Below are 11434 nucleotides of genomic sequence, written 5' to 3' on the forward strand. Positions count from 1 at the left end.
GGGAGTGGGCGTGGGGGTCGGCGTCGGCGTGGGCGTTGGCGTCGGCGTCGGCGTTGGTGTTGGCGTCGGCGTTGGTGTTGGCGTCGGCGTTGGTGTTGGTGTCGGGTCCGGGCCGTCGCAGCCGGGCGTGTCCGCGTTGACCGCGCTGACCACGTGGTTGAACAGCGTCAGGCCCGGGTCGAGCGCCTCGAGGGAGTACATCATCGCCCCGGCCAGGCCGTTGCAGTGCTGGTAGTCCGCCTTGGCCTTGATCGACTGGGCGTTGTCACCGGTCCAGAACGTGCCGTTGCGGTAGAACCACGACGCCTTGGTGGTGTCGTCGAAGTACGTGGCCGACGGGTCGTCGACGAAGCCCACGAGCTCCTTGTAGAACGAGACGCCGGGGACGTTGCCGCTCATCGCGTGGCCGTCGGCCGGTCCGGTGGCCGGCTGGTACTTGCCGTTCGCCGTACTGGGGACGCCCTTCCAGCCCCTGTAGTAGAAGGGGTATCCGATCGTCAGCTTGTTCGCCGGGAAGCCGCCGGGGATGCCGTACGCCGGGTCGCCGGTCGTCCACGCCTTGATCGCGCCGTCGACGGAGTACTTGGCCTGCCCCGGCGGGATCGGCGTACTCGGGTCGTCCGGGGCCTGGTAGAGCGGGTCCTGGAAGTTCGTCGGCCCGGTGGCGTCCCAGCCGCCGTGCATGTCGTACGTCATCACGTTGTTGTAGTCGAGGTACTGCCCGATCTTGTCGGTCTCGATCGTCGCGATCTTGTCCTGGCCGGCCGGGGTGGCCGCGGTCAGGTAGTAGCGCTTGCCGGTCTGGTTGCCATAGGCATTGAGCTGGGCGCGGAACTCGGCCAGCAGCAGGGTGAAGTTCTGCTTGTCGGCCGGACTCCAGTGGTTGCCGACGTGGCCGTTCGGCGATCCGGGGTATTCCCAGTCGAGGTCGATGCCGTCGAAGATGCCGGCCGCGGTCCCGGGACCGCCAAAGCCGTCGATCACCGGCAGGTCGCCCTTGAGGAACATGTTCACGCAGGAACTGACGAAGGTCTTCCGCTTGGCGTCGGTGGAGGCCGCGTCGGAGAAGTACTTCGAGTAGGTCCAGCCCCCGATCGAGATCAGGATCTTGAGGTTCGGATACTCCGCCTTGAGCTTCTTCAACTGGTTGAAGTTGCCCTGGATCGGCTGGTTCCAGACGTCGCCGACCCCGTCGACGCTGATGTCCGCGCCGTACGACTTGCCGTAGTCGGCGAACGCGTCGCCGGCCCCGTCGCCGGCGTTCGGGTTGTTCTCGTCCTGCGAAGCGGCCTTGTTCGCCATGAAACAGGTGTGGTCGATCGGGTGGATGTTGGCGAACGCGTAGTTCAGGAAGTCCAGCTTCGCGGCCGCGCCGGTGGTCTTGAGGTTCTTCGGGTAGAACGCGTTGGCGTAGATTCCCCACTGGGTGAAGTACGCCGTCTTCACGCCACCGGCGGCTTGTGGGGCGGCCGCGGCCTGCTCGGCCTCGGGCGCGGCAAGGGACACGCCGGCGGCGGTGATCAGGGCGGTGGCGGCCACGGTGGCAGTGGCGGCGAGCATGCGTAGTCGACTCATGGGCGGTCCTCCGGAGCTGGGACGGAAGCGGTCCGGTGAAATTTAGTTAAAGACGCTTCGAAAGGAACGGTAACCGTTCCCGGTGGGTTGGTCGCCGCCTGGCGATGGCGGATTCCCGCTGTTGACGGAAAGCCGACACGCCTTTGTCCACAGGGATCGGAGTGCCTGGCCGGGCGGTGGTCCGGCGACGGCATCTTCTAGGCATGGATACTTCTTCCGATTCGGTGCTCTTGGCAACTACTGACGAGGTGCTGCTCGACGACCTGCTCCGGCTGGCCGCGGCGGCGTCCGTCACTCCCTTGGTCGAGCACGACCTGCTCGGCCTCCGCCGCAACTGGCACGCCGCCGGCCTGGTCGTCGTCGGCCACGACCTGATCGAGCCGCTCGCCCGTACGCAACCGGTGCGGCGCTCCGGCGTGGTCGTGGCCGGGTTCACGGACGGCGACGACGTGTATCGCAGTGCCTTCGACAGCGGCGCGGAGGCGGTGTTCCGGCTGCCTGACGACGAGTCGGCGCTCGGTGACACGTTGGCCGACGCGCTGGACGGCGCGGTCAGGACGGCGTTGACGCTGGCCTTCGTGGGCGGTTGCGGGGGAGCGGGCGCGACCACGCTCGCGTCAGCCGTCGCGATGTTCGGGAACCGGCGCGGCTACCGGACGATGCTGATCGACGGCGATCCACTCGGCGGCGGTATCGAGTTGGCGTTGGGGATCGAGCACGACGTCGGCGACCGCTGGCCCAAGTTGCTCAACGCCTCCGGGCGTGTGAGCGCTGCCGCCTTGCGGTCAGCGCTTCCGTCCGTCGAGGGCCTGGCGGTGCTGTCGTGGGATCGGTCCGATGTCACGGTCCTGCCACCGGAGACGATGAGTTCGGTGCTGGGCGCCGCTCAGCGCAGCAGCGATCTGGTGGTCGTCGATCTCCCTCGGCGCGCGGATCCGGCGGTAGAAGAAGGTTTCGTCCGCGCCGGCGCGACCTTGCTCGTCGTACCGTGTGACGTCCGCTCGGTCGCCGCGGCCAACCGCCTGGTCGGCCCACTGCGGGCTGTGGCCGGCGATGTGCGTGTCGTCGCCCGCGAGCGTCGTCCGGGGGGTCTGTCCGCCACCGACGTGGCCGATCACCTTTCGTTGCCGTTAGCAACAAGAGTCGGTCACGAGCGCGACCTGCCCGCAGCGATGGATCAGGGCCGCTTCGACCCCCGTCCGCGGGGCTCGCTGGCGCGCGCGGCCTCCGACCTGCTCGACCTCTTCGACCTGCCCGAGCTTGCCGCCGCATGAACGTCCCCAGCACGCTGATCGACCGAGTCCGCGGCACCTTGGCCGTCACCGGGGAGGAACCAACACCGGCCCGGGTAGCGGCTGCTTTGCGCGCCGACGGCAGCGTCTACGGGGATTCGATCGTCCTCGCCGTGGTCGCGGCGCTGCGCCGCGAGGCCTTGGGTGCGGGTCCGCTCGACACCCTCCTGTCCGAGCCGGGCATCACCGACATCCTGGTGAACGGCCCCGACGAGGTCTACGTCGACCGCGGGAACGGCCTGGAACGCGTCCCGATCCGCACCGGCGACGAGTCGGCCATCCGCCGCCTCGCCACCCGCCTGGCCGCAGCCGCCGGCCGCCGACTCGACGACGCCACACCGTACGTCGACGTACGCCTGTCCGACGGCACCCGCTTCCACGCCGTCCTGTCACCGGTGGCCGCGCCCGGCACCTGCCTCTCCCTTCGCATCCCCTCGCGCAAGGTCTTCACCCTCGACGACCTGGTAGCCGCCGGCGCCCTACCCCCAGCCGGTACGACGATCCTGCGCGACCTCCTCGACGCCCGACGCGCCTTCCTGATCAGCGGCGGCACCGGAACCGGGAAGACCACGCTCCTGAACTCATTGCTCTCGCTGGTCGATCCGCGCGAGCGCCTGGTCCTCGTCGAGGATGCCGGCGAGCTCCGCCCTGATCACCCGCACGTCGTCTGCCTGGAGGCCAGGCCTGCGAACGTGGAAGGGGCCGGTGAGATCAGCCTGCGCGACCTGGTCCGCCAGGCCTTGCGCATGCGGCCCGACCGCCTCGTCGTCGGCGAGGTCCGGGGCCCCGAGGTCGTCGATCTCCTCAATGCCATGAACACCGGTCACGAAGGCGGCTGCGGCACAGTCCACGCCAACTCCGCCTCCGACGTACCAGCCCGCCTGGAAGCCCTGGGCGCCCTGGCCGGCCTCACCCGAGAAGCCCTCCACAGCCAAGTCGCCTCAGCCCTCCACGCTGTCATCCACCTGACCCGCACCCCCACCGGCACCCGCCGAATCGCCGAGATCCAAGTCCTCGACCGTCTCCCCACCGGTCAGGTCATCACCTGCCCAGCCCACACCTTCCACCCCAACGGCTCCATCCACCACCATCCCCAAGCCCACCGTCTGACCACTCCCACCGCAGCCTGACGCTCGCCCACCTCGCGCGCAGCTGAATCCGCCTGCTCAGCCGCAGCCTGCGGCCCATTGCCCCGACCCATTTGTCACCTCAAGTTCCGGCAGGTGCACCATGACTCCCGCCTTCACCGCCAGCCTGCTCGTGCTGGCAACTCTCCTCCTCGTTCTCCCCACCCGGGGCCGAGGCCTTCACCGCCTCACCCCCCGCACCTCACCAGCTCCCAGTCGCCGCCTGTTCCAGCGCTGGCTACTCGCCCCACCCATTGGCCTTGCACTGTTCGCCCTCGGCACGAAGTACCTGATCTCCGCCCTGGCGATAGCCGCCATCACCTGGCTGATCCTCAGCCAACGAGCCCAGCACCACCGACGCAAAGCAGCTACCACCCGTCGCACGCAGATCATCGAAGCCCTGGACATCCTCGCCGCCGACCTGACCGCCGGCCGCCCACCCGTCGACGCTCTGGAGGGCGCCGCCACCGCCTGCCCCGACTTCCACATAGCCCACGCAGCAGCCAGACTCGGCGGCGACGTCCCCGGCGCCCTCGACCTAGCCGCCGAATCCCCAGGAGCAACCGGTCTCCGCGCCCTGGCCGCAGCCTGGCGGGTAGCCGAAGAATCGGGCGCAGCTTTCGCGGCCCTCACCGAACGCCTGGCAGAATTCCTCCGAGCCGACGAAGCCCTCCACCGCCAAACCGCAGCCAGCCTCGCCGGCGCCCGTTCTACCGCCCGCATCCTCGCGTTGCTACCGGTCTTCGGCATCGTCCTCGGCTACTCGCTCGGCGCCCGACCGTTGTCGTTCCTCACCGAGACCCCCATCGGCTGGCTCTGCCTGGCAGCCGGCCTAGGCCTCACCGCCGTTGGCCTCCACTGGACGACCCGTCTAGCGGAGGTCAACCCGTGACCGCCGTACTGGCCGCAGCCGCAGCCGCCATCACGTCGTACCTGGTCATCCCCGCCCACCCAGACCTACGCCGTCTGTCGCCACATCCACGCCGCAAGCGCCCCGTGCCACCCCGCACACACAGACTCGCAGCAACTACCGCGGCCCTCGGCATCCTCCTCGCCTTCGGCCTCCCGGTGGGCATCGTCCTCGCCGTCGCCGCCTACCTTGGGATCCCCAAAGCCCTGGCCCGCCTAGAGCCGTCCGCCGCCAGACAACGCAACAACCACCTCACCGCCGACCTCCCGTTGGCAGTCGACCTGCTAGCAGCCTGCCTCCGCGCCGGTCGCCTACCCCAACAAGCCTTGACCACAGTCGCCACAGCCATCCCCGGTCCCCTCGCGGACCTGTTCACCGAGGTAGCCCATCACCTCGCCCTGGGCGCCGACCCAGCAGACGCCTGGTCCCACCTGCGCACCGAACCAGCCTGCGTCCCGTTCGCGAGGGCAATCGACCGCTCCCTCCGCTCGGGCGCCCCACTCTCGAAGACCCTCGAGCACCTGGCCGACGACACCCGCCAAGCTCACCACCACGCCGCCGACCAGCAGGCCCGAGCCATCGAGTCCCGCACAGCCTTACCCCTCGGCCTGTGCTTCCTCCCCGCCTTCGTCCTCCTTTCCATCGTCCCCACCATCGCCGACGTGTTGATCCCGTACCTCTCACACTGAAGATGCTCAAAGCAACAAAATCCTCGCGCCTCACGAAGGTTATCCCCAACCACGAAACTCCCTCGAAAACCAGGCCTCTGACGACGGCACCTTGTCAGTGACCGGTCCGGAAGCCCCCGGACCACAGATCGGAGGTACCAGATGTCCAAGGCGCTCGTGGCGGTCCGCAACCGTCTTCGCACCCGCTCCGACCGCGGAGCCGCCACCGCCGAGTACGCGGTCAGCGTCGTCGCAGTCTGCGGCCTCGGCGGCATCCTCGTCGCCCTGCTGAAGTCCGACGCCATGCTGAACGCTCTCAAGGCCCTCATCAACTACGCCCTCCAGTTGGCCGGCGTAGAGGGCGTCCAGCTCTAACCAGACAGGGGCGGTCGCGGCCACCCCTTCCCGCGACCGCCCCACCCCAAGGACCTCACATGCCGAGTCCCATGCTCATCCACCACCCTCCCGCGACACGTGCGTGCCAGCCGCGTCCGGCATGCGACGGCCGGTTCCGCCGAACAAGAACTCAACGCGGAGCGGTCACCGCCGAGGTAGCCATAGCCCTACCGCTCCTCCTCACCCTGCTCTTCCTCGGCATCTGGCTGATCGGCGTCGTCACCACCAACATCCGCTGCATCGACGCCGCCCGAGACGTCGCCCGCGCTGTAGCCCGAGGCGAAGGCCCCGAAACAGCCCAGGAAATAGGCCGCCGCACAGCCCCCACCAACGCCACCATCACCATCAGCCGAACCGGACCCGACATCCGGGTCACAGTCGCTGCCATGCCATACCGCAACGCACCCCTGCTAGCTGCCCTCCCCGCCACTCCCGTCACCGCTACAGCCACACTCCAATCGGAACCCACCAGCGAGGACCCCCAGTCGTGACCAACCCGGCACGCCACACAGCCCGATCCGACCGTGGAAGCGGCACGCTCCTAACCCTCTTCGCAGGCCTGCTTCTCACCACTGCATTCGCCATGGCTGTCGTCTGGTCAGCCATCTCCATAGCCCGCCACCAACTCACAGCCGCAGCAGACCTAGCAGCCCTGAGCGCCGCCGAGTCGCTCAATCCGGAGCCGTCAATCCCGCGACCACCCTCCAACGCCGCCAGCTCCACGGCGGCTGATCCGACCACAGCAGATGATCCAGTTGCCTGCGCAACAGCGGCGCGGATAGCCGCTCTGCACCAAGCCACCCTCGCCGCCTGCGAAGTCACCGCAGAGTCCGTCACCGTCCGACTGACCAGGCAACTCCACCTCGCCGACCTAGCTCACCCGACCGTCACCGCCACTGCGCGCGCCGGCCCGGTCCAGGGACCGACCGCATGGTCAGGGCGCCCGAACGACGGTGGTACTCAAGCGGTCGCGATCTGGTCGCAATCTGGTAGAGATGCCGCGTTGATCTGGACGAGGCGTACGACCGGACTCCATGATCTGGAACCGAAGTCCTGCCCATCCTCCCGGACGCATTTCCCCGGCGCCCGGACGGTCACCCCGGAGGCCCGTTTGCCCGACCGGATCCGGCTGTTGCTGGTCGACGACCAGATCCTCAGCCGAGGCGTACTCAGGAGCGGTCTGGAACGCGAACGCGACCTGGAGATCGTTGCCGAGCTCAACCGCTCGGACGATGTGGTGGGCGCCGCGAAACGTCTCCGCGCGAACGTCGCGCTCCTCGACGCGGCCGGACCGGGGAACGACAGCATCAAGGTCACCACCAAGCTCCGTACGTCGATCCCGGAGTGCCGCGTCGTCATGCTCACGACGTACGGCCGCCCGATCCACTTCCGCCGGGGCATCGAGGCCGGCGCCAAGGGATTCGCCCTCAAGGGCAGCCCGGCTCCCCAGTTGGCCGACGCCGTACGCCGCGTGCACCTCGGTCTCCGCGTGGTCGACGCCAACCTCGCGGCCGAGAACCTCAGGTACTCCGACACCCCACTCGACGACGACGAGACCGACACCCTCCGCGCGGCCCGTGACGGCGGCTCGGTCGCCCTGATGGCCCGCAAGCTCGAAGTCTCCGAACGCGTGGTCCGCACCCGCCTCTGGTCCGCCATCGGCAAAACCGGCGCGCGAACCCGATCCGACGCCATTCACATAGCCGAACGCAACGGCTGGCTCCTCGACTGACCAGGCAGACCCGCCGAATCCACAGCCCGCGGCCGACCGGTGTGGCGTATTCGGATGGGTGGATCTGCGAGGGGCAGACTGAGGGGATGGTGGGTGGACGGCGTCGGGTGATTGTGGTGGATGCGGCGAACGTCGTGGGGTCACGGCCGGACGGATGGTGGCGAGACCGCGTTGGGGCTGCTCGGCGTCTGCTGGTTCGGCTTGCCGAACTGCAGGAGCGGCTGGAGGACGCGACCCAGGTCATCGTTGTCCTCGAAGGTGCTGCTCGACGAGCCGTATCCGGCGCGGACGCTCCGGATCTCGGTGCGTTGCGCGTGGTCCTTGCCGACGGCTCTGGCGACGACACGATCGCCGCAGTGGCCGCCGAATCAGCGGCCGGCGAGCCGGCCCCCGACGTCACCGTGGTGACCGCCGACCGCGGCCTTCGCCAGCGCACGGAACCCACAGGTGCCACGAGCGAAGGCCCCAACTGGCTCCTGGGCCAGCTCAACCCTTAGCACGCCGACGCGTTCGGGCATAGTCAAAACCCAGCTCGAACGCGGACACCGGACGCGGGATGCGGGACATCGGACGCCTGTCGCCGGAGGCCGGAGGGCTTGCGCGCTGGGCTGGACGCGTACGGGCGTCTGCTCGCAATCCGCTCCGCACCTGGGACACGAGCGGTCGACGCTGTTGAGCGGGACCAGCCGAGCGAAGATGCGCTGACGTAATCTCAAGCTCCGCGACGTACGGGAGCTCTATCATCAAGCGGGTGTGCTGCTACTGGCCGTAGTAGCCTCCCATGCGCCAGGCGTCGTCGCGGCTGCATGACCAGCAGTGGAGGCCATGGTCGGCGCGGTCGGGGTGGCCGACGCTGATATCGCCCTCGCCACCTGTAGGACCTGGCTCGGTTGACGTCAGCTGGCTTCGCATCAGATTCACATGGTCCGCGGGGATCAGCTCTATTCGGCGAGCTACGGTGCGCCTCGCCGCCTCGCCGCCTCGCCGCCTCGCCGCCGGTGCCGGGCGATGACGTGTTCCGAACCACCGCAGCATGACCTCCCGTTCATGCCATCTCTCCTTCCCGCGCCGCGGACCGTGCGAATCCCGTGGCCGCGACGACCACGCCGAGGACGGCGAGGACGCCGGCGACAGTGAAGGCGGCGTGGAAGCTGTCGAGGTCGGAGCCCGTGACGAGGACCGTCGACACCCCGGCGACCCCGGCCGCGCCGCCGATCTCGCGCGACGTCTCAACGAGGCCGGACGCCAGCCCCGCATCCGATCGCGACACCCCGGACAGGGCGCCGAGCTGCAGAGCGGGCCCACAGAACCCGAAGCCGACCCCGGCGAGCAGGAAGGCCGGCAGCAGGTCCGTGACGTAGCTGGCGTCAGCGGGGACCCTCGCCAGCCAGAACGCCCCGACGGCGACCAGCGACAGACCGGTGATCAGCAGCCTGCGCCCCCCGACCCGGGCGACGAACCGCGTGCCCGTCATCGCCGCCACGAAGATGGTGGCCGTCGTAGCCAGCCACGCCACGCCTGCGATCGCCGGCGAGTAGCCCAGCACTTGCTGCATCAACAGCGAGCCGATGAAGATGAACGACAGGAGCGCGGAGAACGCGAGGAAGGCGGTCAGGTTCGCGGCCACCCGCGTGCGGTTCCGCAGCATTGCGGCGGGCACGAGCGGGGCAGCCGCACGTGCTTCGATCCGGAGGAACACGGCCAGCAGCGCAGCGGCCGCGGTGAACAGGGCCAGGGTGGACCATGTGAACCAGCTGTGGCTCGCAGCGTGGTGCAACGCGTAGACGAAGACCAGAAGGCCACTAGTCACCGTGATGGCTCCGGCAACGTCGAGGCGCGGAGCTCGCTCATCGGGCCGATCTGCGGACAGGAACACGAGGGCGGCGACGAGCAGCGCTATCCCGACCGGCACGTGGATGAAGAACGCCCAGCGCCAGCCCAGACCGGCGGCGAGCAGCCCGCCCATGACGACCCCGGCCGACGCGGCCACGCCGTCGACAGCTCCGAAGAGGCCCACGGCGCGGTCGCGTTCGGGTCCTTCCGCGAACGTGACTGCCAGTAGTGACAGCGCTGCCGGCACGATGAGCGCCGCACCGACTCCCTGGACCCCACGCGCCACGATCAACAGACCGGCGTGCTGTGCGATCCCGGCCAGGAGCGAGGCACCCGTGAAGATGGCAATGCCGGCCAGGAAGACGCGTCGCCGACCGAGCTGGTCGGCCATCCGCCCGGCAAGCAGGAGGAACCCGCCCAGCAGCAGGCCGTAGGCCACCACCACCCACTGCAGCGTGCCGTGACCAATACCGAGCTCGTGCTGGATCGAGGCCAGCGCCACGTTCACGATGGCCCCGTCGATGCCCACGATCGCCACGGCGGCGCAGACGAGGGCGAGCACGAACCTCCGTCTGGCCCGCGTCGCCGGAGTGCGCTCGCTGGGCGTGATGATCCGTTGCTCCTCCGTGGGGCGGAGGTCGGTGTTCGTCTCGACCGCCTGGATGGACATGTCTGGTACCTGCCGATCGCGTTGTCGTGGAAGGGATTTCCGGCATGCGCAGTCGCGCGGCGAAGCGCGTGCGGCTTCGACGCGGAGACGCGGTTGACGTAGGTAGGTGCGGCGATCAGGGCCGAGGCGGCGGGTCCTGGTCGGGCTGCTCGGCGAGTTGCTTGATCCGCAGCAGGCGGGTCTCCCAGGACCGGCCGATGCGGTCCAGCTCCCGGGCGAGTGAGCTCAGCCGGGCGCCGACGACCAGGTAGACGACCTCGCGCCCGCGCTGCTCCGACTCGACGAGCCCGACCTCACGCAGCACCTCGAGGTGCTTGCCGATCGCCTGCCTGCTCACCGGGAGGACCCGGGCCAGGGCGGAGGCCGACATCGCGCCCTGTCCGAGCCGCGTGAGGATCTCCCAGCGGGTCGGGTCACTCAGCGCGGCGCACATGGTCGGGAGGTCCGGCACACTCATGCTCCCGGATCTGCGTGCGCCGTCCCGGACTCGACGAACGCCTTCGCGGCGGCCAGTTCGTCCGTCCAGCCGCGGTCGTTGCCTTCGCGCTCCTTCAGCCAGGTCGCCGGGTCGGCGGAGAGGGTGGAGAACCCGCTCTCGAGAACGCGCAGTGTCACCCCGCCGCTGGCACGCTCGTCGATCCAGAACTCGACGAGCGTCCCCTCGGAGACGGGACGAAACGGCGTGCCCAGCCAACGGAAGGCGGCATAGCGCGGCTTGTCCAGCCGCACCGTTCGGAACCGGTATTCCCCGACTCCCGGTTCCGTCACGACCGCGACATCGCCCTCATAGCGCAGGTCGGGCTCGTCCTCGACGGTGCCGTCGTTGACGTACCAGCCGGGCCGCGCGATGAGTTCCCACACTCGATCGGCCGGCGCGTCGATGTCGATCTGGCGAGCGATGCTGTCGAGCTCGGCCAGCTCCGCCTCGGTGTACGTGGTGTCATTCATGACGTTCCTTCCGTGTGAATCGATGTGCAACTAGACGATTGCACATCACTCGTCTGAATGCAACCGCCAGATTGCAGTTCGATGTCCAGTTCGACTGGAAAGGTTCAATCCACGGCGCCCAGCCCACGCAGATCGGCCGAGATGCTGTGCGGCGACCCCTCACGGCGCCGTACGGCGAGGTCGGTGCAGGCGGCGATGGCCCGCGTGTGGGTGGCGCGGGTGGAGTCGGCCCCTGTACGGGGCCGGTGCAGGCGGCGTTGGCCCGGTACGGATGGGTCCAGCC

12 protein-coding genes and 1 pseudogene are annotated in these 11434 nt (G+C 69.0%); 9 read left to right on the forward strand and 4 right to left on the reverse strand.

Going from position 1 to position 11434, the window contains the following annotated elements; translation table 11 throughout:
* Positions 1-1575: glycoside hydrolase family 18 protein (locus tag E1218_RS32055; protein ID WP_132326793.1), on the reverse strand; the 1575-nt coding region annotated here is incomplete at its 3' end.
* 203 nt (positions 1576-1778) lie between these two features.
* On the opposite strand from E1218_RS32055, the gene ssd reads away from it, so the two are divergent.
* From ssd to E1218_RS32090, 9 genes and pseudogenes are all read left to right on the forward strand, one after another.
* Entirely contained in the window at positions 1779-2849 is a 1071-nt protein-coding gene (gene ssd, locus E1218_RS32060; protein WP_132326794.1) for a septum site-determining protein Ssd, read from the forward strand.
* On the forward strand, positions 2846-3997 hold the full coding sequence (locus E1218_RS32065) for a TadA family conjugal transfer-associated ATPase (RefSeq protein ID WP_132326795.1): 1152 nt from the start codon (positions 2846-2848) through the stop codon (positions 3995-3997). The genes ssd and E1218_RS32065 overlap by 4 nt, the downstream gene beginning before the upstream one ends.
* Before the next feature lie 100 nt (positions 3998-4097).
* Positions 4098-4886 carry a type II secretion system F family protein gene (locus E1218_RS32070; protein WP_132326796.1) on the forward strand — a complete coding sequence of 263 codons (789 nt, stop codon included), beginning with the start codon at positions 4098-4100 and terminating at the stop codon, positions 4884-4886.
* The gene (locus E1218_RS32075; RefSeq protein WP_233712608.1) at positions 4883-5593 is read left to right on the forward strand and encodes a type II secretion system F family protein; all 711 of its coding nucleotides are present in this window, start codon (positions 4883-4885) and stop codon (positions 5591-5593) included. Before E1218_RS32070 ends, E1218_RS32075 begins: the two co-directional genes overlap by 4 nt.
* A gap of 141 nt (positions 5594-5734) precedes the next feature.
* A complete protein-coding gene (locus E1218_RS32080; protein WP_132326797.1) occupies positions 5735-5947 on the forward strand; it encodes a DUF4244 domain-containing protein in 213 nt (70 codons plus the stop codon).
* 71 nt (positions 5948-6018) lie between these two features.
* Positions 6019-6459 (forward strand): TadE family type IV pilus minor pilin, encoded by a 441-nt coding sequence (locus E1218_RS38345; RefSeq protein WP_407657651.1) that lies wholly within the window; start codon positions 6019-6021, stop codon positions 6457-6459.
* Positions 6456-6620 (forward strand): annotated as a pseudogene (locus E1218_RS38350) (pilus assembly protein TadG-related protein); the annotation flags it as partial. The gene E1218_RS38345 and the pseudogene E1218_RS38350, both read left to right, overlap by 4 nt.
* A gap of 459 nt (positions 6621-7079) precedes the next feature.
* A complete protein-coding gene (locus E1218_RS37595; protein WP_233712609.1) occupies positions 7080-7700 on the forward strand; it encodes a response regulator transcription factor in 621 nt (206 codons plus the stop codon).
* A gap of 86 nt (positions 7701-7786) precedes the next feature.
* On the forward strand, positions 7787-8197 hold the full coding sequence (locus E1218_RS32090; protein ID WP_132326799.1) for a hypothetical protein: 411 nt from the start codon (positions 7787-7789) through the stop codon (positions 8195-8197).
* Positions 8198-8745: 548 nt separating this feature from the next.
* Here E1218_RS32090 and E1218_RS32095 read toward each other — a convergent pair.
* The 3 genes from E1218_RS32095 to E1218_RS32105 all read right to left on the reverse strand — a co-directional run bounded on the left by E1218_RS32095 (position 8746) and on the right by E1218_RS32105 (position 11151).
* A complete protein-coding gene (locus tag E1218_RS32095) occupies positions 8746-10203 on the reverse strand; it encodes an MFS transporter (RefSeq protein ID WP_132326800.1) in 1458 nt (485 codons plus the stop codon).
* A 115-nt stretch (positions 10204-10318) separates the two neighbouring features.
* A complete protein-coding gene (locus E1218_RS32100; RefSeq protein WP_132326801.1) occupies positions 10319-10660 on the reverse strand; it encodes an ArsR/SmtB family transcription factor in 342 nt (113 codons plus the stop codon).
* A complete protein-coding gene (locus tag E1218_RS32105; RefSeq protein WP_132326802.1) occupies positions 10657-11151 on the reverse strand; it encodes an SRPBCC family protein in 495 nt (164 codons plus the stop codon). Before E1218_RS32105 ends, E1218_RS32100 begins: the two co-directional genes overlap by 4 nt.
* Between the last annotated feature and the right edge of the window lie 283 nt (positions 11152-11434).

This window comes from Kribbella turkmenica (assembly GCF_004348725.1).
Classification (GTDB): Bacteria; Actinomycetota; Actinomycetes; order Propionibacteriales; family Kribbellaceae; genus Kribbella; species Kribbella turkmenica.